The sequence below is a fragment of the Flavobacterium sp. HJSW_4 genome, assembly GCF_042436695.1.
Taxonomy (GTDB): domain Bacteria; phylum Bacteroidota; class Bacteroidia; order Flavobacteriales; family Flavobacteriaceae; genus Flavobacterium.
In genome coordinates this window covers 13,563-36,837 of record NZ_JBHNPP010000036.1, presented here as the reverse complement: position 1 = coordinate 36,837, position 23,275 = coordinate 13,563, and the positions used below count along the sequence as shown (strand labels likewise).

Genomic DNA, 23,275 nt, shown 5'->3' with positions numbered 1-23,275 from the left:
ACAGAGAAGTTAAGCCCGCCTGCGCAGATGGTACTGCAGTTATGTGGGAGAGTATGTCGTCGCCTTTCTTTTGAAAAACCCCATCCAAATCGGATGGGGTTTTCTGTTTTATATCCCTTTTGGGATTCGCTTCTTTAATAAACGGAACTTCAAATGTGCCGAAACCTGCATTTACTACGGGAGCTCCATCCTTTTGCGGAAAACCGCACCCTCCTTTTTCTCTTAAAAACCCCTTTCCGGAAAAGAGGCGACGCATAGTGCAATTCATAAGGAAACGCTATGGTAATGATTAACTTTTTGTCATTAATTCTTTTCCTAATTTTTCATGAAGTCAATTTATATGTTTTAACGAATTGTTTTTTATGTATAGGTATTCGTGTGCTTCTTTTAGATAATTACTCTTTGAATCGTTTAAAATGTATTTAAAAATAAAGATTGACTTGTGGTTTATTTACTGAATTTAGTTTTTCTCTTGATTAAGTTTTATTTTTGATTTATTATGAAATTACAAAATAGATGAAAGACCTAATTCAAATTATAAATAGTTTTCAAGAGTTAGATTTAGATACAGAATTAGCTATTAGGAAAAGTTTTGTTGAGGAGACTTTTAAAAAAGGTGAACTTCTCGTAGAAGAGACTAAAATTTGTGATAAGATATATTTTGTAAAATCTGGTGCGATTAGAAGGTTTTGTATTGAAGATGGCGAAGAAGTTACAAAGTGGATTTATACCGATAATCAATTTGTAACTTCGATGAGCAGTTTTTTTGAACAGAAACCTTCGTTCGAGAATTTTCAAACTTGCGAGGAAACAATTGTCTATTCTTTGTCTTATTCTGACGAACAAGCTTTATTAGAATATCCGTTATTTGTAAAGTTCCATATTAAGCAACTTCGATATTATCTTTCTAAAATAAATGAGTTTAATCATTTATTTCGTTTAATGACTGCAGAGAAAAAGTACTTATTTCTTTTAGAGTCATTTCCGCAAATTATTAAAAAAGCCAAATTAAAACACGTGGCCTCGTTAATTGGCGTAAGCCAAGAAACTTTGAGTAGAATTCGAGCATCAATTATTTGATATTAGGTCAATAAAAAGAATTTAAAGTTTTTCAATTTTTGCAGTTAATTAAATATGTGAAAATTGAAAGATACTTTTATTCATAAAAAAGCTGTTTTGAGCAATAACATTTTTATAGGAAACGGTGTTACTATTGAAGACGATGTTTTTATAGGTAATAATACGCAAATAGGAAATAATGTTACGATTTTGAGCGGATCACGGATTGGTGATAATTGCCAGATTCATTCTAATGCAGTTTTGGGTGGTGCGCCTCAGGATTTAAAATATAGGGGCGAATATACTCTTCTTGAAATTGGAGATAATAATATAATTAGGGAGTTTGTTACTATTAATAAAGGAACAATCTCTAAGGGTAAAACATGTATTGGAAATTCTAATCTCATTATGTCTAATGCTCATATTGGGCATGATTGTGTAATAGGAAATAATTCTATTATTGGATTTAGTGTTGGAATCGCTGGTGAAGTAATTGTTCAAGATTATGTAAATATAAGCGGATTGACTGCGATACATCAATTTTCTGTTATTGGCGAACACGCAATGATTAGTGGATTAAGTCGAGTGGTTAAAGATATTCCGCCTTATATTATTGCTGCTCATGAACCTTTACGCTTTGCAGGAGTAAATACGGTAGGTCTAAAAAGAAAAGGATTTAGTTCTGATAAAATTGATGAACTTCGATCAATTTATCGGATTTTATTTCAGGAAAAGAGAAATACTAAATTTGCATTGGAAATAATTGCTGAAAAATTTCAAGAAACTCTAGAGCGGGATAAGATTATAAACTTCGTCAAGCAGTCGAAAAGAGGAATTTTAAAAGGTTTTGAATTGTAATTGTACGAAATGGTTTCTAAATCCATATATTTATTCAGTTTTAAATTAATTTATTATGGCGGAATATAGTGCGAATTCTAAAGTTGATTTTTATTTCGAAAAAGCTGAAAAATGGAAAAGGAGTTAGAGCAATTGAGAGATATTGCTTTGGACTGTCATTTAGCGGAAGAATTAAAATGGGGGTCTCCGTGTTATACTTTTGATGGAGCAAATATTGTTTTGATTCATGCATTTAAGGAATATTGTGCTTTTTTATTTTTTAAAGGCGCTTTAATGAAAGATCCAGATAAGATATTAATTCAACAATCAGAAAATGTACAGGCAGCTCGTCAAGTTCGATTTACGAATGCTAAAGATATTTTGACTAAAAAAGAAATTCTCAAAAAATATATTTTTGAAGCGGCAGAAATCGAGAAATCTGGACAAAAAGTAGAATTGAAAAAAGTTTCTGAATTTGAAATTACAGAAGAACTTCAGAATAAATTTGATTCTGATCCTAATTTGAAAAAAGCTTTTTATGTTTTAACTCCTGGAAGACAGCGCGCATATTTGCTTCATTTTTCTCAACCGAAACAATCTAAAACACGAGAAGCTAGAATAGAGAAAAATATTCCAAGAATTTTGGATGGAAAAGGATTGAACGATTAGGTAGTTAGTAGTTTTGAATAATTCTGATTTTGATTTGAATATTTATTTGTAGAACTTGCATCGATACCAAATCACCTTTAATTACCAATATTATAATTAATGAATACCAATCAACCACCTACAGTAATTCTTGAAACCAAACAGCATTTTGAAATTTTAGATGGATTAAGAGGCATCGCGGCTTTTGCTGTTGTTGTGTTTCATTTTATGGAATGGATTTTTACCGATCCAAGCCAAAACTTTATTGGACACGGATTTTTAGCTGTCGATTTTTTCTTTTGCCTTTCAGGATTTGTAATCGGATATGCCTATGATGATCGTATTGCAAAAATGGGTCTTCGCAATTTTTTTATATCTAGAATAATAAGATTACATCCGTTAGTTGTAGCAGGATCGATATTAGGATTGTTGGCTTTTTTATTTGATCCGTTTGGCGGTCATTTGGAATTGTATAGCACTGGAAAAATTATTTTGACATTTATCTGTTCCTTATTTCTTATTCCGTTTCCAGTTATTGCAGATCGCGGATTTAATTTATTTAGTTTTAATGCGCCTGCGTGGTCGCTATTTTGGGAATATATTGCCAATATTGTGTATGCATTCGTGCTTTATAGAATCGGACGCAGTTATTTAATTATTTTAACTTTTTTATCTGCAGTAGCAATTTGTTATGTCGGATATAGTTCTGGAAATTTATTGGGAGGCTGGAGCGGCCCAACTTTTTGGGATGGCTGCGCTAGAATATCCTATTCTTTTTTAGCAGGATTACTTATTTATCGATCTAATTGGATTATTAAAAATAAATTAGGCTTTGGCGGATTGACGATTTTGTTATTACTGGCTTTTATTATGCCGTTTTCAGAATGGAATTGGATCTCAGAGCCTTTAGTTGTGTTGTTATATTTTCCGTTGCTAATTTCTTTGGGAGCTGGAGCTGTTTTAAAACCAGGATTGAAAAAAGCATGTATTTTTTCTGGAAAAATATCTTATCCGTTATACATGACACATTATGCGGTTTTATGGATGTTTGGAAATTATTACACCAATTATAAGCCAGACACAACCCAATTGACTTTGATTGTAATTGCTTCTGTGATTTTGCTTGTTGGTTTTGCGTATTTAGTAATGGTACTTTATGATATTCCGTTAAGGAATTATTTGAGTATCAAAAGAAAAGAAAAATTAGCAAAGCAATAAATATAAATTCAAAACTCTATTAGAAATAATGGAGTTTTTTATTTGTTCAAATTAACTTGCATTTAGAACAAGAACAATTCATCATAAAGAAATGACAATTCAGTCAATAAGAATTGATTGTTTTGTTCTAGAAAAATACTTTTACATCAAAATAAATATAACCAGAACCATGAAGAAAATTTTAAAAATCGCCAAAATTACATTTATTACCCTTTTTGCTATTGTTTTATTTTTTATTGCTTATTTGTACATCAGTAGCAAAATATTTTTAGAATCAAAAAATGAAGAGAATATTAGTTATCTGTCAAAAAATAATGTTCAAATTTCGGGTTCAATAAATGAAAAATTGTTTGATGCAGATTTTTATAAATCACAAGTTTTTTTGCTGGGAGAAATTCATGGTTATGCAGATAATCAGGCTATAGATAAAGAAATGCTTTTGTTTTTGAATAAGAAAGCTGGTGTGAAATACTACATTGCTGAGATGGATAGTTTAGTAGCTAAAAAATTGAATGCTTTTTTGTTAGAAAAACAGAAAAATAAAACAGCTTTAAAAGAAGTTGTAGAAACGATTAAGAAGAGAATTCCGCAACAATCTAGTCAGGAATTATTTGATAAATGGAGTTCGATTTATGATTACAATCAAAACTTGGCAGACTCTCTAAAGATTACAGTTATCGGAATTGATAAAAATTTCGATGATGAATCAAAAGGTTCGAGAGATGTTGCAATGGTTGCTAACTTTAAAAGTGCTATCAAAAAAATGAATATTGAAAATAAAAAGTTTTATGGGCTTTTTGGATTTTTTCATGCACTTCAAAAGAAAACAGAATCAGGTAGAGAAACTTTTGCAGAAGGATTAAAAGAATCAGGAATTAAAGTTACGAGTTTTGTGAGCTACACGATAGAAAGTGAAATGTATCTTCCTAAAAATCCTCAATTTCCAACGCCAGAAGATGAAAAAGTAGATTGGCTAAATGCAGACGGACCGTTAATGTTGGTAAAAGGAATTAATGATTTGAAAGAAGTAAGCGAACCAAATGCGATTACTCTTTTTAAACTTGACGCTAATAATTCGCCATATTTGAAATCGCAAAAGTTAGTGACAGTAAAATCGAGAGCTTTCGGCGAAAATATTGTTCCTTTGAAGGATGCTTCTGTAAATGATTATTTTCAATATGTGTTTTTATTAAGAAATTCTAAGGCATTGACAAAATTGAAATAGTTTTGTTAATGATAAATAGAAACCTCCAAGATTTGTTTTGGAGGTTTTTTTATTTTCTCTAAGTTAATAAAGTTTGTCTTGTCAGAAAATATATTATATTGGTTCTTTAATCTTACAAAATTTTAATAACCAAAAACAAAAGAACTTGAAAATTAATAATGTAATTAAGTATTTATTTCTCTTTTTAACTGTTTACACATTTGGACAAAATCCCACTTTTAAAGTCAAATATTCTGAACAGTTGGCGGTTTTTGTTTTCTTAGAAAATTTATCTGATTATTATCCGGACAATGTTTTTAAAACGGAATTTCAAAAATCAAAATACAATGTTGAGAAGTATAAAAATTTGATCTCAAAATTTGATCAATTGTCTATTTCGTATAGTTTTCGATTTGAAGATTTTCCATACGGCTCAAAGAAAACCATGCAGACACAGGATATTTTGAAAAAGAATTTGATTGAAACAAATAATTTAAATGAGTTCAAACTTCGTTCTGCTGGCATGATTCCTAATAAAACCTTGAGTGATTTGGGAGAATGTATTTCAGAATTTACTCCAATTTATAACGAACTGATTTATAATTCGAATAAAGAAAAATTTGAAAAGCAGCTGAGTGAAATTATTAAATATTCTAATGAAAATCAGATTGAAAATTATTTTAAAACAGGATTAGTTTTTTATAATTCTACTTGGGATGATTCAATTCCGTTTGAAGCAGCTTTTTATCCCTTGCCCAATTCAAAAGGATTTACGGCTTCTGCATTTTGCAATAATTTCGTTAGCGCTATTCAAACCGATTTAAAATCGCATAAAGATTTGTTTAGTGTGATGATGCATGAAACCTATCATATAATTTATGATGAACAATCGCTTGAAGTAAAACAAGAAATCGACACTTATTTTAAAGAAAACAAATCAAAGTGCAGCAACTACGCTTATCAGTTAATGAATGAAGTTTTGGCAACCGTATTGGGTAATGGTTATGTTTATGAAAAATTGGATGGCAAAATTGACGAAGGAGAATGGTATAATAATAAATATATCAATTTGATGGCAAAACAAATTTATCCGTTGGCCAAAGAATATATCGATCAGAAGAAACCGATTGATAAAAATTTTATAGATCAGTACATTCAACTTTATGAAACCAATTTTCCTGATTGGATCAATGAAATGAGTAATATTATGACGTATCGTTATGTGATTACAGAAAATGAAAAAGATTTTAATACCATAAATAAAATGTTTCGTTATCGTTCCAGAACAGAATACGAAGATCAAATTACGGAGAGCAGTATTGAAAAAATGCAGAACACGCCGCTGACCAAAATGGTAATTATTTCGAAAGATGCCAAAGAAAAGGTAAAGTTGTTAAAATATAAGTTTAAAGAATTGAAAAACTGGAAAGTAAATCCAGATAAAGAATTTGTAGAGAAAATTCTTTTGGGAGATAAAAGCCAATTAATAATCGTAAATCAGAAAAAATCTGACTTAGAAACATTAATTAAATCTATAAAATAGAAATAAAACTTGTTTTAATTTGCTTATCAAATTGCATAAAAAAACTCCAGAGCCATTTGACTTTGGAGTTTTTTTTATGAGATTTAATGAAGTCGTAATAGAATAAAGTTTACAAATTGTCCTTAATTCTTTTAGTAATTTCTTCAATTGTACCCATTCCATCAAAAGTCAAAACTTTTATTTTCGATTTCATGTATTCAATTGCAGGTCTGGTTGAACTTTCAAAAACTTCAATTCTTTTAAGATGAATATTAGCATCTTTGTCGTCTTTTCGATTAGAAGTTTCGGCTCTTTTTTTAGCTCTTTTTAAAAGTTCTTCCTTCGGAACATCAATATTAATTACTTTTCCAATTTCCAAATTTTTAGATTTAACAAGTTCCAGTAAATCATTTACTTGCGGTTCTGTTCTTGGATAGCCGTCTAAAATGATTCCGTTGGCATTTATATTTTCGTCTAATATTTTACTGAAAAGATCTTTCATGATAGAATCAGGAACTAAATCTCCTTTTTCTTCATATTGAGACATTATTTTCCCAATTTCTGTTTCATTTTGTTTTTCCAAACGGCATCTGTCGCCAGTTGAAATGTGTTCAAATTGAAGTTCTTCTTTTAAAATTTCGCATTGTGTGCCTTTTCCAGAATAGGGCGGGCCTGTTATTATTAATATTTCCATTTCAGTTATTTTCGATTCGTTGCATGATGCTCAAATTTAAGGATATATTTTAGTCTTTGCCATCTTCGTTTTTAGATATTCTAAATCTTCCTTATTGTATATTCCAGTACCACTAAAATTAATTTCTTTCAAATGTTTTGGAAATAAATTTGGATTTAAGTCTGTGAGTTTTGTGTCAGAAAGTCCCAAAACTTGCAAATTTTGCATTTGATGGAGTGTTTTAGGAATTTTGGATAAGGGACAATTTTCAATTCTAAGCGTTTTTAATTTTTCTAATTGAGAGATTGAATCTGGAATTATTTCGATATCATTTCCCCTAACCATTAGGTATTGCAAAGATTTTAATTTAGAAATCCACTCAGGAAAAGTCTTTAAAGGAAAGTTTAGAAACCAAACTTTCTTAAGTTTTTTTAGATTTCCAATTTCAGCTGGAAATTCAAAATCATCTAAATGATAAATAGATGGATCAGCTTGCATTTCTAATACTTCGAGATTTATAAATTCTGAAAATATTTCGCCTTTATTTTTTAAGTTCTCATCATAAAATCGTAGTGTCAGCTTCTTGCAATTTTTAGGATTTTTAGAAGCTTCGATTAAAGATGAGAATTTAGTTTTTCGAAATATATTCATTGTAATGCATGTTTTTTTTGAATAGGTATGTTTGCAAATAAATATAGTTCAATTTATGGATAATCTTCTTTATTTCTGATATATTTCAAGTGTTAAAAAGCTTTAAAAGTAAAAACAATTACTATATTTGCAACAATAAAGCATGAACTATACTCTATGCTTTATTGTTTTTTATAAAAGAAAGATTTATGCTTGTAAACAAATTATCAAAAAAAACGGGACTGTCAATCCACACGATTAGATATTATGAGAATTTAGGAATGATTAAAGGATTGACTGATGAAAAAGTGAAATCTAATAATTACAAACATTACGATGGTAATACTATTGAGCGATTAGAAATTATTGTGGAAGCGAGAGAAGTTGGTTTTTCTTTAGCGGAAATAAAAAAAATATTGACCAGTTGGTTTGAAAACACTGATTCGAAACCTGAAACACTAGAGCTTTTTCAAGCAAAAATAAAAGAGATTGATAATAAAATGAAATATTTCAAACAGACGAAAAATCTTCTTGAAAAAGTATGTGAGAAAATACAAAATAATGAATGATAGATTCTTATGAACTAAAAGTGTATAGAAAACTCCTTAAGAAATTAAGGAGTTTTTTTATGATTTTACAGAACGATATTAAGAAATATTCCGTGTGAGATTTGAAGAAGCTTTCAAAAGAGGAATGTTATTTTTCTTTTATTTTTTTATTCAGAATACAAGAAATTAATAGAGGGTTGTACAAATAGTCTTATATTCGCTTTTGTAAAAAAAAATCTGGAGTTAAAGAAAATCAGTTGTATTTATTTAAATAATTGATTGATTTCGAACTTATAGAATTAAATGGCGTACTAAAATAAACTACCAATAATAACCAAAGTTAAAATTAGAAAACTAAATTATGCAAGAAGAAATAACCAAACATTCAAACAAAATTTACAAAGCTGTAAAAAAATCAGAACATACATTGGGAGAGAAAGTAAAAGAAATCATTATAGAAATATGTATAATCGTTTTTGCTGTTACACTTTCAATATCGTTACACGGTTGGAGCGAACATAAACACCAACAAGAAGAAGTAGCTGCGTTTCTTGCTAATTTAAAGAACGATTTAAAGAGTGATGTAGAAAGTATCAACTTTGAAGTGAAAGCATATCAAAAGACAAACGCAGAGTACGAAAAAATTTTAGCATTAACGACTCCGCAACTTGATAGTATTTATAAGTCTAATAATAAAGTTAATTTTCCAATTCATTCACATGGACAAACATTGAATATAGGTAATTATGAAGGTTTTAAATCAAGCGGTAAAATAGGCTACATTGAAGATGAAAAATTAAAACAGAAAATCTTAAATTATTACCAAATATGCGTACCGGCTGCTAACGATGTGGATAAAATGTACACTGATTTTTTGTTTAAGTGCTTTGATAGAGAAATAGAAAATGCAGATAAGCCAGAAAAAGAATTGTATTCAGACCCGAAATATAAAAAGACACTAGGATATCTTGTTAAACTTGGTAAGAATAATATAAGAGTTTATAACGAAAACACTAAACCGCTCGCAGTTGAACTTATTAAAGAAATTGAAAAAGAGTTGGGTAAATAAAAAATCGAAAGCATAAAAAAACTCCTTAAGAAATTAAGGAGTTTTTTTATGCTTCTTATTGTTTCTTAATATTTTCTTTCGAAAGATTTACCATTAAAACGGTATACACCACTTGGATTTGCTCCTCCGAACAACAATTCTCCTTTTTTGCTTTTGTAAATAGTCCAAATATGATTGCTTTCTACTCCATCTTCTTTCGTGAAGTTTTTTACAGATTTGAAATCTGTTGAGACAACAAAAATATAAGATAATAATTTCGTGTAATGAAATTATTCTAAAATAAAGCATAAAAAAACTCCTTAATTTCTTAAGGAGTTTCTTGGTGGGCGATGAGGGGTTCGAACCCCCGACCCCCTCGGTGTAAACGAGGTGCTCTGAACCAGCTGAGCTAATCGCCCTATTTTACTAGGTTGTTATCATTTCTGATTGCGAACGCAAATATACGTTTGTTTTTGATTCCTGCAAAGAAATTTAAACTTTTGTGAGTTTTTAATATTCTTTTTAGTCTTCTTAATTTAAAAGAAAACTCCTTAATTTCTTAAGGAGTTTTTTGTGGGCGATGAGGGGTTCGAACCCCCGACCCCCTCGGTGTAAACGAGGTGCTCTGAACCAGCTGAGCTAATCGCCCTATTTTACTAGGTTGCTATCATTTGTGATTGCGAGTGCAAATATACGCCTGTTTTTGAGTTCTGCAAACAAAAACGAAGAAAAAATAAAACTTTTTTAAAAATAACTTATATCTATTTGTTTATGAATTTGTTATTAAAATGAATTTTTTAAGTTTTTTTCAGAATCAAAAGTATATTTTAGTCCAAAGGCAATTCGGCAACAACAAAAGTGCTTCCTCCAGCGTAAATAAAATCATTTTCCGAGGCATTTTTCTTTGCTTCCGCGAAAGCGATTTCCACAGAATCGTATTTTTCTCCTTTTAAATTGAAATTTTCAGCTGCATTTTTTAAATTTTCAGCAGGAAGTCCTCGCGAAGAATTCGGACTGCAGAAATAATATTGTGCTTCTTTTGGGAATAATGGCAAAATAGAATCTAAATCTTTGTCATTTACAACACCCAAAACAATATGAAGCTTTTCGAATTTTTCATTTTTCAACTGATTCATCACAACTGATAATCCGTGTTTGTTGTGAGCCGTGTCACAAATAATTTTCGGGTTTTCTCCCAATTGTTGCCATCTGCCTTGTAAGCCCGTATTTTTCACAACATTCAGCAAACCTTCTTTCAAATGTTCAATCGAAACATTAAAATCAGTTTCATTGTTTAAGATTGAAATCGTCTGCTGAACCGTCTTTTTATTATGAAACTGATAATCGCCAATCAAATCAGACAAATAAATCTGATCAATTAAGTCTGAAGCGAAATGAATAGGCGCATTGTTTGCTTCGGCTTTAGCCAAAAATACAGGTTTCGTTTCATCATTATATTCGCCAATAACAACAGGAACGTTTGGTTTAATAATTCCAGCTTTTTCGCCTGCAATTGCTTCCAATGTATTTCCTAAAAACTGAGTATGATCTAAACCAATATTTGTAATTACCGAAACCAAAGGCGTAATAATATTTGTTGCATCCAATCTTCCGCCCAAACCAACTTCGATAATCGCAATATCTACTTTTTCAGAAGCAAAATAATCGAAAGCCAAGCCAACCGACATTTCGAAGAAACTCATATCATTAGCTTCAAAAAAAACTTTGTGTTTTGCAACAAATTCAATAACAAACTCTTCCGAGATTTCTTTACCATTTATTTTAATTCTTTCTCTAAAATCTTTCAGGTGCGGCGAAGTGTACAAACCAACTTTGTAACCCGCTTCTTGAAGAACAGAAGAAAGCATGTGCGAAGTCGAACCTTTTCCGTTTGTTCCAGCAACGTGAATGCATTTCAATTCCTTTTCAGGATTGCCAAGATGAGCTGCCAATAATTTGATATTCGTTAAATCTTCTTTATACGCAGAAGCACCTTGCAATTGGTACATTGGAAGTTGATTAAACATCCAATTGGTAGTCTCTTGATAGTTCATTTGTTTAGATAAAATGGTTGTTGATTGAAATAAATTTCGATTTTTGTAGTTTAATATTACAGCGAAAATTATCTTTATTGCAAATTTCAAATATTTTTTAGAATTAATTATTAAAAACCAGAATTAATATATGTTTAGTTTTATTCAGTTACAAACAGATACAATCGCAAATGCTTCAAATGTAGTGGTCGAAAAGATCGCAGCACCGCAAAATGAAATTTCAATGTTTGGATTTATCATGAAAGGAGGGGTTTTCTTAATTCCGATCGCGATTCTATTGTTTTACACTATTTACCTGATTTTTGAACGTTATATGTACATTAGCCGCGCGTCTAGAATTGATAGCCGATTAATGCAAGATATTGGAGATAAATTACATTCTGGAAATATCGAATTGGCACGAACAATTGTAGAAAGAAATAATACTGCTGCTGGAAATATTTTAAAAGAAGGTGTGTTGGTAATCGGAAGACCAATTGCTGAAATCGAATCCAACATGGACCGCGCTGCCGATATCGAAATTGGAGAAATGGAAAGACATTTAGGCCACCTTGGACTTATTGCTGGTATTGCGCCAACTTTAGGTTTCATCGGAACAATTTCTGGGGTTATCAAGATTTTCTACAGTATTTCGGTTACAGAAAATATCAGTATCGGTAATATTTCTGGAGGTTTATACGAAAAAATGATCAGTTCTGGATCTGGATTAATTGTGGGTATTATTGCCTATAGTGCTTACCACTTATTGAACGGAAAGATTGATAATTTTGCTTTAAAAATTCAGAAACAGATTTTAGAATTTGTCAATATAATTCAAAGAGCATAAGCCATGTCTATTAAAAGAAAAAGAAGATTTCACGCGGAAGTTGCGACTTCATCTTTAAGTGACATTATGTTTTTCCTGCTGTTGTTTTTCTTAATTATCTCAACACTGGCAAATCCGAATGTGATTAAGATGACTTTGCCAAAAGCTAAAGCGAATGAAAAAACCAATAAACAGCTAATAAGTTTATCGGTTACAGAAGATAAAAAGTTCTACATTGACAAACAAGAAGTAGATTTCGAAAATCTAGAAACGAGTTTAATGTCAAAAATAGGAACAGATAAAGAGCAAACTGTTGTAGTTCGAATTCCGTTTAACCTACAAGTTCAAGACTTAGTAGATGTTCTGCAAATAGGAGTGAAGAACAATTTGAAATTTGTAATTGCCACAAGCCCGAAATAGATTTATAATTAGGGCGTGACCACAATAAAAAAATGGGCCAATCAGCAAAACGTTGATACGCCCATTTTTTTATTGCGGTCGCCCCGATAGCTATCGGGAGCGCTACTTCGGTAGCTAGCTCCTATCCCTCACGCGTGCAAACGTAATCTAGATCATTGCGAGGAATGAAGCGATCATAATAGAAAATTAGCCACAATCTTGTCATTTCGACGAAGGAGAAATCTCCACGAGAAGCTCTACAAAGATTGGAATTTCGTTGCGGAATTACTTGCGGAGATTTCTCCTTCGTCGAAATGACAAACTAGGTAAAGTGAGTGATTGGAAGCAAAACCAACAAAAAAGGCTTTCAGATTTCTGAAAGCCTTTTATTGATTCTATAATTTTTAATCCAAACTAAAATTGTAAATAATTTTTCCAACTTGTTTGGCAGGAGCATCACTATCAGATTCCCATTTTGTATTCATTGCTGCAATTCTTGCTTGATCTAATAAACATTTTGCAGTATTTGTAGTTCCTTTTATTCCAGGAGTTGCGCTTATTGTTTTTCCGTTTTGATCAACACTTACTTCAACAACAACTTTTCCTTCTTCATTGCAAGTATATTTTGGGGCAGGTTTAGAAAGCGCTTTTCTGTTTCCTAAAGAATATCCAGATCCACCGCCAGAACCGCCACCGCTTCCAGCTCCGTAACCGCTTCCGGTACCAATACCATTTCCAGTTCCGTTACCGCCTCCAGTTCCTCCGCCAGAACCGCCACTTCCGTAATAACCGTTAGAGTTTAAACTTCCGTTCGATTTTCCTTTATTTCCAGCTGCTTTATCATCTCCGTCACCACCTTTATTAGAACCTTTCATAATGCTTGCTAAAGCATCGTTTGTTGAGTTAGAAACTTTTGGTTTTTCTGGTACAGGTTTTTGCACAGGTTTCTCAACAGGAACAGGTTTTTTAGGTTTTTCTTTCGTCGGAATAACAACGTCGTTATCCGCAGTTGTATTTTCTTGAGAAATGATAGCTTCTTCTTCGTGAGTTGCTTTTGCAGGCGCTTGTTTTACATTGTTTTTCACATCCAGAACTTCACTTTTATAATTGGCTCCAGAACCTAAATCACTATCTCCAAAGTTTACTGTTACGCCTCCGCCGCCACCTCCGCCATCAGCAAGAGCGACGTTGTTTTCGGGATTGTAAGGAGGCCAAAAACGTATAAAAAACAGCAATGCAATGATCACCACATATATTGCAGTAGTAATTAATAATGATTTCTTTTTATCTGAAGAAATAGTGAAACTCATTGAATTCTGAATTTTGAAATGTATTATTTTAAAAACGTTTAAAAGTAGTAAAAATTGTTTAGAATGAAAGAGAGAATTTAACCGCTAAGCACGCAAAGATTTACGCAAGGTTCGCAAAGAGGTTTGTTTTTAAATCTCGCAAAGTCGCGAAGACGCAGAGAAACTTAAAAGAGAAAAACTTTGCGACTTCGCGACTTTGCGAGAAATAAACCAGCGTACTTTGCGTAAATCTTTGCGTGCTTTGCGGTAAAATATATTTGCGGTAAAAAAAATGAGCCAAAAATTAATTTGACTCATTTAGAATTTAATGTTTTTATAATTACACCAACTGTTTCAAAGCAATTTCAAAAGCAGTTGCACTAATATTTGTTTTTGATTGACTTAAAGCATGAGCTTTTACAATAGCATTTTTAATCGTTTCTGATGTATCATTAAAAATCGCCTCATCTGTCATCTGAACTTTTTTCTCCATGAAATAAGCAAAAACTCTCGCCATTCCGCAGTTTGAAATAAAGTCAGGGATCAAACTTACTTTTTGATCCACTTGCTCCATAATAGAACCAAAGAAAATTTCTTTATCAGCAAAAGGAACATTCGCACCGCATGAAATAACTTCCAATCCGTTTGCGATTAAGCTGTCAATTTGAGCTTGAGTCACCAATCTTGAAGCTGCGCAAGGTGTGAAAATCTCAGCGCCAATTGTCCAGATTTTAGAATTGATTTCTTCAAATGGAATCATATTATCAGCAACCAATTTGTTTCCGTCTTTATTTAAAAACAAAGTTCTAATTTCTTCAAAAGAAAATCCTTCTTCTTTAATTAATCCGCCATCGCGATCAATAATTCCGATTACTTTTGCTCCCATTTCAGCTAAATAAAAAGCTGCAGCAGAACCAACGTTTCCAAAACCTTGCACGATTGCTTTTTTACCTTTAATGTCTCCGCCGTAAGTTGTATAGAAATGACGAACAGCTTCTGCAACACCATAACCCGTAATCATATCGGCAACCGTATATTTTCTAGTTACGTCTGGCGAGAATTTTGGGTTTTCGATAACCTTAATTACACCTTGGCGCAATTGACCAATTCTATTGATTTTGTCAGCGTCTGTTGGTCTAAAGTGTCCGTTGAAAACTCCTTCTTGCGGATGCCAAACACCACATTCTTCTGTCATTGGAATAACTTCATGAATCTCATCAACATTCAAATCCCCTCCAGTTCCATAGTAGCTTTTCAATAACGGAGAAACGGCTTTGTACCAACGTTGCAAAACACCTTTTTTGCGAGGATCGTTTGGATCAAAGTTAATTCCAGATTTAGCTCCTCCAATTGCAGGACCAGAAACTGAGAATTTAACTTCCATAGTTTTAGCCAAAGACAAAACTTCGTTCATGTCTAAGCCTTTTCTCATTCTTGTTCCTCCACCCGCAGCTCCTCCACGAAGTGAATTAATAACAGTCCACCCTTCGGCTTCTGTTTCTGAATCTTTCCAATTGAAAACAATTTCAGGTGCTTTGTTTTCAAATTGTTGTAATAAATCTTTCATTTTGTTGTGATATGTTTATTTTGCGTAAATGTATAAAATAGAATAATGTGAATAATGTATTTTGCATCAAATTTATAAAACAAAAAAGAAAAGCCGAAAACTATTTGGTTTTCGGCTTTTTGAATATTCAGAAAATTAAGAATTATTGTCCTAATAAATGTTTTTTCAAAGTTTCGTCAACTGGTTTGTCTGAAAGCCAGATTCCGAATAATGCTTTTTTGAAATCAAATCCAGGGATTTTTCCTTTCAAAACTTCATTTTTAGAAACGTAAACATTTTGATCTAAAGGATTGTATGCTAAAATAAAAACATCCTTTTCTGTAATTGCATCACTTAAAAAACTTTTTAGCTGTTCAATTCTAGGGCGTAATTCTTCAAGATTTGCTCCTGCAGATTTTTCAAAACCTGTATTCATAGCTTTTGTTAGTTTGCTAGAAGAAACCATCGAAGAAGTGATTTCAATTCTAACAGCCATTTCAGTATCGCTGTCTATGATGAATTGAGGATCTTGAGCAAGTTGAGATAAATACAATGCCTGAACGTAAACTTCTAACCACATTTTAGATCTTCCGCCGGCACCATTTAATTGTAATGGTTTCCCTTGAAAATCTATTTTTCTTGGTACGCTTACCCCATTAACTTCAATTTGAGTTTGAGCAGAAACAGTCGAAAACTGGAAGCTAAACAGGACTGTCAGTAAAAGTAAAATCTTTTTCATATTCTATCAAATTTTTATTTTTAAGGCAAAAATAATGGTAATTTATTAATATTTAGTTCATATTGACAATGTTTTTTTATTCAATATTTCATGTTTGGTTTTTGTATTACATTAAAAATCAATTTAGTAAGACTAACTTTACGTAGTTTTACTCGTTTTAAGAATTGTTTAATATTTTTCTCTTTTAATTAAGATCAATTTTTTAATTAAATTGAAAATTTTAGCGCAATTTGAATCTTAAATTTTAGAAAATTTGTTGCTAAATTGATGCTCTTTTGAAAAAAAAGCTAAATAATAACGAAAACGTTATCGTAATCTTTGCTGATCTATTAATTTTGTATGCGCGCATTGTAATTTAAACATTTAAAAAGTATCTTTGGAAGCCTTTGGATTAAAAATTAAGGGCATCCGAAAAATCACAAAAAACATAAAACCATCAAGCTGAAATTCTGTTTTTAATTTTAGCTGAAAAAACATTTAAAGTATACTACTATGGATTTTAATCTAACCGAAGAACATTTAATGATTCAGCAGGCAGCAAGAGATTTTGCTCAAAATGAATTATTGCCGGGAGTTATTGAACGTGACGAAAAACAAATTTTTCCAACTGAGCAAGTCAAAAAAATGGGTGAGCTTGGATTTATGGGAATGATGGTTGATCCTAAATACGGAGGAAGTGGGTTAGACGCTATTTCTTATGTTATTGCAATGGAAGAAATTTCTAAAATAGATGCTTCTGCTTCTGTTGTAATGTCGGTAAACAATTCATTAGTTTGTTGGGGATTGCAAGAATATGGAACAGAAGAACAAAAACAAAAATATCTTCCAGGTTTAGCTTCTGGAGAAATTCACGGTGCATTCTGTTTGAGTGAGCCTGAAGCTGGAAGTGATGCAACTTCGCAAAAAACAACTGCGATTGATATGGGAGATCATTATTTAGTTAATGGTACAAAAAACTGGATTACAAACGGAAATACTGCTTCTGTATATTTAGTAATTGCACAAACACATCCGGAATTAAAGCACAAAGGAATCAATGCTTTGATTATGACGAAAGATATGCCAGGTTTTTCTGTTGGGCCGAAAGAACAAAAAATGGGAATCCGTGGTTCTGATACACACTCTTTGATGTTTTCTGATGTGAAAGTTCCAAAAGAAAACAGAATCGGTGAGGATGGTTTCGGATTTAAATTTGCAATGAAAACTCTTGCGGGCGGTAGAATCGGAATCGCATCTCAAGCTTTAGGAATTGCTTCTGGAGCTTATGAATTGGCTTTAAAATATTCTAAAGAAAGAAAAGCTTTCGGAACAGAAATCTGCAATCATCAAGCAATCGCCTTCAAATTGGCAGACATGGCTGTGAACATTGAGGCGGCTCGCCATTTATGTATGAAAGCAGCTTGGGATAAAGATCAACATAAAAATTATGATGTGAGTGGTGCAATGGCGAAACTTTTTGCTTCGCAAGTTGCAATGGATACTTCAGTTGAAGCGGTTCAAATTCACGGAGGTAACGGATATGTGAAAGAATACCATGTGGAGCGTTTAATGCGTGACGCAAAAATCACTCAGATTTACGAAGGAACTTCTGAAATTCAGAAAATCGTAATTTCAAGAGCAGTTATCGCTGGATAAAATTAGGTTATAAATAGATTTGAAAACCCTTTTGACTTTTAGTTCGAAGGGTTTTTTTATGAATATTCTATTACTTTTCATAAGTTTATAGTCCAATTAATTTTTATTTTAAATCATCAATAAAAACACAAATCATGAGAAAGCTATATTTTTTGCTTCCAATTATTTTTTTGGCTTGTAAATCGGGAACTTCAACGAAAAATGAGGGCGAAGTAAAATCAGATTCAAAACCAATAACAGTTAGCTATAAAGTAAAAGAAACTGAAATCTCAGATTTTCTAAAATATCTTTCTTCCGATGAAATGGAAGGGCGCGAAACAGGAACTAAAGGAATTGAAAAAGCAGCGGTTTTCTTGGAAGATTTTTTGAAGAAAAATAAAATCAAACCGTATTTTAAAACTTACAGAGATACGTTGACCAATTTTGATTCTCCAGCTTTTAATATTGTTGGGATGATAGAAGGAACAGATCCTGAGCTTAAAAAAGAGTTTGTGGTTTTGAGCGCACATTATGATCATATTGGTATCGAGGCGAAAGATCAGGCTGATAAAATTAATAATGGTGCAAATGATGATGCTTCGGGTGTGACTTCTGTTGCTGCGATGGCAAAATATTTTAGCCAGACTAAAGCGAACAAGCGTAGTATATTGGTTGTCTTTTTTGCTGGCGAAGAAAAAGGATTGTTGGGTTCTAAAAGTTTGGTGGAGAAATTGAAAAAACAAAATTTCAATCTTTATACCCAATTGAATATTGAAATGATTGGCGTTCCGATGAAAAGAGATTTCTTAGCTTATATTACTGGTTTTGATAAATCGAATATGGCCCAAAAAATAAACGAATACACAGGAAAAAATACCATCGGATTTTTGCCAAAAGAAGCAGAATATAAATTGTTTTACCGTTCTGATAATTACTCGTTTTATGATGCTTTCAAAAAACCATGTCAATCTCTAAGTACTTTTGATTTCGAAAATTTTGATTACTATCACCATGTTTCAGACGAATTTAAATTAATGGATATTCCGCACATCACGGCATTCACACAAGGATTATTGCCTGCCGTGACGAAAATTGCGGTTTCTCCAACTCAAGAAATAACCATGAACAAATAAGAGGCTGTTTTACAGCATTTGATTATTTTTGCGACATGAAAAATATTATCGTTACAGGAACAAGCAGAGGAATTGGTTATGAGCTAGCCTTGAAATTTGCTGAAGCTGGCCATCAAGTTTTGGCCATTTCCAGAAAAATACCGCAAACTTTATTGCAACATCAAAACGTAACTTGTCTGTCTGTTGATTTGGCAGATGAATCGGCTTTAAGTGAAGTTGAAAGTTTTCTTTCTTCTACATGGAAAAAAGTTGATGCAGTGGTTCACAATGCTGGTGCTTTACTTTTAAAACCTTTTGGAGAAACTACGCAGGCAGATTTTGAAAATATTTATAAAGTGAATGTTTTTGCAGTTGCTAATTTAACTCGCATTTGTATTCCGTATTTAGAAAAAGGAAGTCATGTTGTTACGATTAGTTCAATTGGCGGAGTTCGAGGAAGTTTGAAATTTGCTGGATTAGCGGCTTATAGTTCAAGTAAAGGAGCTGTAATTACGTTGACTGAATTATTAGCGGAAGAATATAAAGAAAAAGGAATTTCGTTTAATGTTCTGGCTTTGGGTTCTGTTCAAACCGAAATGCTGAATGAAGCTTTCCCAGGATATCAAGCGCCAATTTCTGCTGAAGGAATGGCAACTTACATTTATGATTTCACGCTTAACGGCAATAAATATTTTAACGGAAAAGTTTTAGAAGTTTCTTCAACGAATCCGTAAAAATTAATTATTAGTTATGAGTGAGAGTATTGTGAAAAGCAAAAGTTTTGAGTTAGCTGTTAGAGGAGTTAATTTTTATAAATGGTTTGTATCAGAAAAGAAAGAATTCGTAATTAGTAAACAATTTTTGCGTTCCGTTACTTCGGTCGGTGCGAATGTTAGAGAGGCAGTTAATGCGCAAAGTAAACCTGATTTTATACATAAATTGTCAATCGCTCAAAAAGAATGCGATGAATCAATGTATTGGCTTGAAATTTTAAAAGAAACAAAATATATTTCTGTTATTGAATTTGATTCAATTCATCAGCAATGTAATGAGGTGTTGAAAATTATAAGAAGTATAATAATTACATCCAAAAAGAAACTTATAACTCATAATTCATAACTCATAATTTATAATTATTTTGAGCGACACTTTAGCTAAATACATTCCCGAGCATGCTGTTAAGCCCGTTTTTGATTTGATAGTGACCAATCAGGTTCATTTGAAAATTGTAAACGAGCGTCAGACGCGTCACGGCGATTATAGGAGAGGACCAAGTGGGAAGCATGAAATTACGGTTAACGCAAGTTTGAATAAGTATCGGTTTTTAATTACGCTGATTCATGAAATTGCACATTTGGTTGCTTTTGAAAAGTTTGGGCGAAATATCAAACCACATGGGAATGAATGGAAATTTACTTTTCAGCGTTTAATGGTTCCTTTTATTCGGCCTGAAATATTTCCGGGACAAATATTGCCTTTGTTGGCTAGACATTTCAAGAATCCATCTGCGAGTAGTGATACCGATACGACTTTATCTTTGGCTTTAAAACAATATGACAAGGATAATGATAAGAACTATGTTTTTGAAATTCCCTACGGAAGTGTTTTTAGGATCAAAAACGGAAAAGTTTTCAAGAAATTGGCCGTTCGTACCAAACGTTTTGAATGCATCGAAATAAGCTCCGGAAAAACATATCTTTTTAATCCGAATGCGGAAGTTGAGCTGATCAATGTTCACTAAAAGAAAATCCAATAAAAAATCCCAAATTCCAATTGTCGTAAACTTTGGAGTTTGGGATTTTTAATATTTAAATTTTAAAGACTTTTAGCCTTTTAAATAAGCTTCTCTTACTTTCTTGAAAAGGTTTGAAGAATAAACAAATTTAACGACCGCTTCATTGTCGGTTGTAAAGATTTCTTCTTTCGTTCCTTGCCAAGCTTTAAGGCCTTTCTTTAGGAATACAATATTCTCACCGATTTCCATTACAGAGTTCATGTCGTGAGTATTAATTACGGTTGTAATGTTGTATTCTTTTGTAATTTCCTGAATTAAGTTGTCAATCAAAGTCGAAGTATTCGGATCCAAACCTGAGTTAGGTTCATCACAAAACAAATACTTTGGATTATTTACAATGGCACGAGCAATAGCAACACGTTTTTGCATACCTCCAGAAATCTCAGAAGGCAATTTTTTATGAGCGTCAACTAGATTTACTCTTTCTAGAACAAAATCAACGCGTTCTTTGATTTGTGACTTAGTATTATTGGTAAACATTCTCAATGGAAAAGCTACATTTTCTTCAACAGTCATAGAGTCAAACAATGCGCTGCCTTGAAATACCATTCCGATTTCAGTTCGCAATTCACGTTTTTCATCTTTGTCTAAATCAGAATAAACTCTTCCGTCAAACTCGATTGTTCCTGCGTCTGGGGTGTGAATTCCTAATAACGTTTTTAATAAAACCGTTTTTCCAGATCCACTTTGTCCAATAATCAAGTTGGTTTTTCCAGTTTCAAAAACCGTTGAAACGCCTTTTAAAACTTTGCTGTCACCAAATGATTTTTCTATATTTTTTACTTCTATCATTATCCTAGTAATAATTGAGTTAATATATAATTTAGAAGAATAATAGTAACAGATGTCCAAACAAATGATGTTGTACTTGCCTTACCAACTTCTAATGCTCCACCTTTCATGTAATATCCGTGAAAAGACGGAATTGTTGCCAATAACATTGCAAAGATTAAAGTTTTGATAAAAGCATAAGTAATATGGAAAGGAATGAAATCTTTCTGAGCTCCCATAATAAAATCTGCACCAGTTGAAAATCCTCCGTAAGCACAAGCAAGCCATCCACCAAAAATTCCTAAAAACATACTGATTCCGATTACGAAAGGGTACATTAATAAAGCTATAATTTTTGGAAAAACAAGATAGTTTACTGAGTTAACCCCCATAACTTCTAAAGCATCAATTTGTTCTGTAACGCGCATTGTTCCGATACTTGAAGTAATGTAAGATCCCATTTTTCCGGCCATAATTACCGAAATAAAAGTAGGAGCAAACTCCAAAACCACAGATTGACGTGTAGCAAAACCAATTAAATATTTTGGAATTAAAGGATTGGTTAAATTTAATGCTGTCTGAATGGCAACAACTCCTCCGATGAAGAAAGAGATAAAACAGACAATTCCAAGAGAGTCAATAATTAAATCGTCAATTTCTTTGAAAATCAATTTTTTCATAACAGGCCATTTGGTCTGTTTATTGAAAATTTCTTTCAGCATTAAAAAATATTTCCCGATTTGGGATAAATAACGAATTAGCATCATAATTTTTAAATATTGGCTAAGGTAAAAATAAGTTATGAGTTTTGGGTTATGAGTTCCGGTTTTTCGGCCGGTTTGTCAATCAAATTAACTTTTCTTTCATTTTTTTGAAACGATAGTTTCGAATAAATTTAGCCTGTTCTGGTGTAACTAATAAAGGCGTTTTGGCTTTTTTGGCTTTCCAAAATCCTCTTATATAATCTAAAAATAAGAATGGTTTCTTTTTCATCATCGCCAGTTTTGCAGATGCAATTGCAGTGATCCAAAAACCATATCCTAAAGTATAAAAAGCTTCGCCTTGTTTGTAACGAGCTGTTTTGTTATAATTTGCTCCTGTTGGTTTTAAGTGTTTTACATGTAAGGATTGGTCGGTTACAATTTTCCAATCGTAATATTTACAAAGTAATTCGTCAACCGTGTCCCAGCCCATTGCAGGTCTTAAACCGCCAATTTGCTGAAAAGTTTCTTTTCTGTATGCTTTTAATGCTCCTCGAATATGATCTTTATCGGTAAGATTTTCTAAAACCCATTCGCCATTTTTGTCGATGTAGCAAAATCCGCCAGCCATTCCGATTCTGGAATTTGATTCGAAATGTTTGATAATGGTTTCGAAATAATTAGGTGGAAAAATCAAATCGCCGTCAATTTTTACAATGATGTCGTAATTTGAATCTAAAGTCTCAAAACCTTTTTGAAAAGCCTGAATTACTTTACTTCCCGGCATGTGAATGGCATCCGAAGTTTTGTTTACAACCGAAATGTACGGATTCTCTTTTGCAAAACTTAAAACAACTTCTTCTGTTTTATCAGTTGAATTGTCATTTACAACCACAACTTTTGTTGGTAAAACAGTTTGAGTTACCAAAGATTGTAAAGTCAGACCAATCAAGTCTTGCTCATTATGTGCAGGAATGACGATGTAATATTTCATATGAAAATTTTAGATTTTAAATTTTAGATTTCACATTGGTTTTCCCGCTTTTTAAAATCATAAATCAAA

Annotated in this window: 24 protein-coding genes, 2 tRNA genes and 1 pseudogene; 15 read left to right on the top strand and 12 right to left on the bottom strand. The window is 32.2% G+C overall.

Annotated features, from left to right (window positions below):
- Window positions 1-268, bottom strand: a 268-nt coding sequence (locus ACE01P_RS21740) for a hypothetical protein (protein WP_379701142.1), incomplete at its 3' end; no start/stop codon positions are given.
- A 248-nt stretch (window positions 269-516) separates the two neighbouring features.
- Here ACE01P_RS21740 and ACE01P_RS21735 point away from each other — a divergent pair.
- The 6 genes and pseudogenes from ACE01P_RS21735 (at window position 517) to ACE01P_RS21710 (ending at window position 6,509) form a co-directional block, all read left to right on the top strand.
- Entirely contained in the window at window positions 517-1,080 is a 564-nt protein-coding gene (locus ACE01P_RS21735; protein ID WP_379701141.1) for a Crp/Fnr family transcriptional regulator, read from the top strand.
- Window positions 1,081-1,143: 63 nt separating this feature from the next.
- Complete coding sequence (gene lpxA, locus ACE01P_RS21730; RefSeq protein ID WP_379701140.1) at window positions 1,144-1,917, top strand: acyl-ACP--UDP-N-acetylglucosamine O-acyltransferase; 774 nt, start codon at window positions 1,144-1,146, stop codon at window positions 1,915-1,917.
- Between the two features lie 55 nt (window positions 1,918-1,972).
- Window positions 1,973-2,565, top strand: a pseudogene (locus tag ACE01P_RS21725) (YdeI family protein).
- A 99-nt stretch (window positions 2,566-2,664) separates the two neighbouring features.
- Window positions 2,665-3,762: an acyltransferase family protein gene (locus ACE01P_RS21720; RefSeq protein WP_379701139.1), complete on the top strand. Its 1,098-nt coding sequence runs from the start codon at window positions 2,665-2,667 to the stop codon at window positions 3,760-3,762.
- Between the two features lie 169 nt (window positions 3,763-3,931).
- Window positions 3,932-4,987 carry a hypothetical protein gene (locus ACE01P_RS21715; RefSeq protein ID WP_379701138.1) on the top strand — a complete coding sequence of 352 codons (1,056 nt, stop codon included), beginning with the start codon at window positions 3,932-3,934 and terminating at the stop codon, window positions 4,985-4,987.
- Window positions 4,988-5,132: 145 nt separating this feature from the next.
- Window positions 5,133-6,509, top strand: a complete 1,377-nt coding sequence (locus ACE01P_RS21710) for a hypothetical protein (protein WP_379701137.1) — start codon at window positions 5,133-5,135, stop codon at window positions 6,507-6,509.
- Window positions 6,510-6,618: 109 nt separating this feature from the next.
- On the opposite strand, the gene ACE01P_RS21705 is transcribed toward ACE01P_RS21710, so the two are convergent.
- Complete coding sequence (locus ACE01P_RS21705; RefSeq protein WP_379701136.1) at window positions 6,619-7,182, bottom strand: adenylate kinase family protein; 564 nt, start codon at window positions 7,180-7,182, stop codon at window positions 6,619-6,621.
- Between the two features lie 36 nt (window positions 7,183-7,218).
- Complete coding sequence (locus tag ACE01P_RS21700; RefSeq protein ID WP_379701135.1) at window positions 7,219-7,659, bottom strand: leucine-rich repeat domain-containing protein; 441 nt, start codon at window positions 7,657-7,659, stop codon at window positions 7,219-7,221.
- Window positions 7,660-8,000: 341 nt separating this feature from the next.
- Between ACE01P_RS21700 and ACE01P_RS21695 the strand changes: the two genes are divergently transcribed.
- Together ACE01P_RS21695 and ACE01P_RS21690 are read left to right on the top strand one after the other, a co-directional pair.
- Entirely contained in the window at window positions 8,001-8,360 is a 360-nt protein-coding gene (locus tag ACE01P_RS21695; protein ID WP_379701134.1) for a MerR family transcriptional regulator, read from the top strand.
- A 340-nt stretch (window positions 8,361-8,700) separates the two neighbouring features.
- Window positions 8,701-9,408: a DUF6090 family protein gene (locus ACE01P_RS21690; protein ID WP_379701133.1), complete on the top strand. Its 708-nt coding sequence runs from the start codon at window positions 8,701-8,703 to the stop codon at window positions 9,406-9,408.
- A gap of 320 nt (window positions 9,409-9,728) precedes the next feature.
- Here ACE01P_RS21690 and ACE01P_RS21685 read toward each other — a convergent pair.
- The 3 genes from ACE01P_RS21685 to ACE01P_RS21675 form a co-directional block, all read right to left on the bottom strand.
- A tRNA-Val gene (locus ACE01P_RS21685) sits at window positions 9,729-9,806 on the bottom strand.
- Between the two features lie 155 nt (window positions 9,807-9,961).
- Window positions 9,962-10,036: transfer RNA gene (locus ACE01P_RS21680), tRNA-Val, on the bottom strand.
- A gap of 178 nt (window positions 10,037-10,214) precedes the next feature.
- Window positions 10,215-11,441, bottom strand: a complete 1,227-nt coding sequence (locus ACE01P_RS21675; protein WP_379701132.1) for a bifunctional folylpolyglutamate synthase/dihydrofolate synthase — start codon at window positions 11,439-11,441, stop codon at window positions 10,215-10,217.
- A 130-nt stretch (window positions 11,442-11,571) separates the two neighbouring features.
- Between ACE01P_RS21675 and ACE01P_RS21670 the strand changes: the two genes are divergently transcribed.
- Together ACE01P_RS21670 and ACE01P_RS21665 are read left to right on the top strand one after the other, a co-directional pair.
- On the top strand, window positions 11,572-12,267 hold the full coding sequence (locus tag ACE01P_RS21670) for a MotA/TolQ/ExbB proton channel family protein (protein WP_379701131.1): 696 nt from the start codon (window positions 11,572-11,574) through the stop codon (window positions 12,265-12,267).
- Window positions 12,268-12,270: 3 nt separating this feature from the next.
- The gene (locus tag ACE01P_RS21665; protein WP_008464192.1) at window positions 12,271-12,666 is read left to right on the top strand and encodes a biopolymer transporter ExbD; all 396 of its coding nucleotides are present in this window, start codon (window positions 12,271-12,273) and stop codon (window positions 12,664-12,666) included.
- Between the two features lie 383 nt (window positions 12,667-13,049).
- Here the strand turns inward: ACE01P_RS21665 and ACE01P_RS21660 are convergent, their stop codons facing one another.
- From ACE01P_RS21660 to ACE01P_RS21650, 3 genes are all read right to left on the bottom strand, one after another.
- Window positions 13,050-13,955, bottom strand: a complete 906-nt coding sequence (locus ACE01P_RS21660; protein WP_379701130.1) for an energy transducer TonB — start codon at window positions 13,953-13,955, stop codon at window positions 13,050-13,052.
- 319 nt (window positions 13,956-14,274) lie between these two features.
- On the bottom strand, window positions 14,275-15,501 hold the full coding sequence (locus ACE01P_RS21655; protein WP_379701129.1) for a Glu/Leu/Phe/Val dehydrogenase dimerization domain-containing protein: 1,227 nt from the start codon (window positions 15,499-15,501) through the stop codon (window positions 14,275-14,277).
- Between the two features lie 142 nt (window positions 15,502-15,643).
- Window positions 15,644-16,219 carry a chalcone isomerase family protein gene (locus tag ACE01P_RS21650; RefSeq protein WP_379701128.1) on the bottom strand — a complete coding sequence of 192 codons (576 nt, stop codon included), beginning with the start codon at window positions 16,217-16,219 and terminating at the stop codon, window positions 15,644-15,646.
- 492 nt (window positions 16,220-16,711) lie between these two features.
- Between ACE01P_RS21650 and ACE01P_RS21645 the strand changes: the two genes are divergently transcribed.
- From ACE01P_RS21645 to ACE01P_RS21625, 5 genes are all read left to right on the top strand, one after another.
- Window positions 16,712-17,854, top strand: coding sequence for an acyl-CoA dehydrogenase (locus tag ACE01P_RS21645; RefSeq protein WP_379701127.1), 1,143 nt, complete (start codon window positions 16,712-16,714; stop codon window positions 17,852-17,854).
- 134 nt (window positions 17,855-17,988) lie between these two features.
- The gene (locus ACE01P_RS21640; protein WP_379701126.1) at window positions 17,989-18,966 is read left to right on the top strand and encodes a M20/M25/M40 family metallo-hydrolase; all 978 of its coding nucleotides are present in this window, start codon (window positions 17,989-17,991) and stop codon (window positions 18,964-18,966) included.
- 35 nt (window positions 18,967-19,001) lie between these two features.
- Window positions 19,002-19,679 (top strand): SDR family NAD(P)-dependent oxidoreductase, encoded by a 678-nt coding sequence (locus tag ACE01P_RS21635; RefSeq protein WP_379701125.1) that lies wholly within the window; start codon window positions 19,002-19,004, stop codon window positions 19,677-19,679.
- Between the two features lie 16 nt (window positions 19,680-19,695).
- Window positions 19,696-20,064, top strand: a complete 369-nt coding sequence (locus ACE01P_RS21630; protein ID WP_379701124.1) for a four helix bundle protein — start codon at window positions 19,696-19,698, stop codon at window positions 20,062-20,064.
- 19 nt (window positions 20,065-20,083) lie between these two features.
- Window positions 20,084-20,686 carry a SprT-like domain-containing protein gene (locus ACE01P_RS21625; protein ID WP_379701123.1) on the top strand — a complete coding sequence of 201 codons (603 nt, stop codon included), beginning with the start codon at window positions 20,084-20,086 and terminating at the stop codon, window positions 20,684-20,686.
- Between the two features lie 84 nt (window positions 20,687-20,770).
- Here the strand turns inward: ACE01P_RS21625 and ACE01P_RS21620 are convergent, their stop codons facing one another.
- The 3 genes from ACE01P_RS21620 to ACE01P_RS21610 all read right to left on the bottom strand — a co-directional run bounded on the left by ACE01P_RS21620 (window position 20,771) and on the right by ACE01P_RS21610 (window position 23,206).
- Window positions 20,771-21,532, bottom strand: a complete 762-nt coding sequence (locus ACE01P_RS21620) for an ABC transporter ATP-binding protein (RefSeq protein WP_379701122.1) — start codon at window positions 21,530-21,532, stop codon at window positions 20,771-20,773.
- Window positions 21,532-22,278 carry an MlaE family ABC transporter permease gene (locus tag ACE01P_RS21615; protein WP_379701121.1) on the bottom strand — a complete coding sequence of 249 codons (747 nt, stop codon included), beginning with the start codon at window positions 22,276-22,278 and terminating at the stop codon, window positions 21,532-21,534. Before ACE01P_RS21615 ends, ACE01P_RS21620 begins: the two co-directional genes overlap by 1 nt.
- Window positions 22,279-22,357: 79 nt before the next feature.
- The gene (locus tag ACE01P_RS21610; RefSeq protein ID WP_379701120.1) at window positions 22,358-23,206 is read right to left on the bottom strand and encodes a glycosyltransferase family 2 protein; all 849 of its coding nucleotides are present in this window, start codon (window positions 23,204-23,206) and stop codon (window positions 22,358-22,360) included.
- Between the last annotated feature and the right edge of the window lie 69 nt (window positions 23,207-23,275).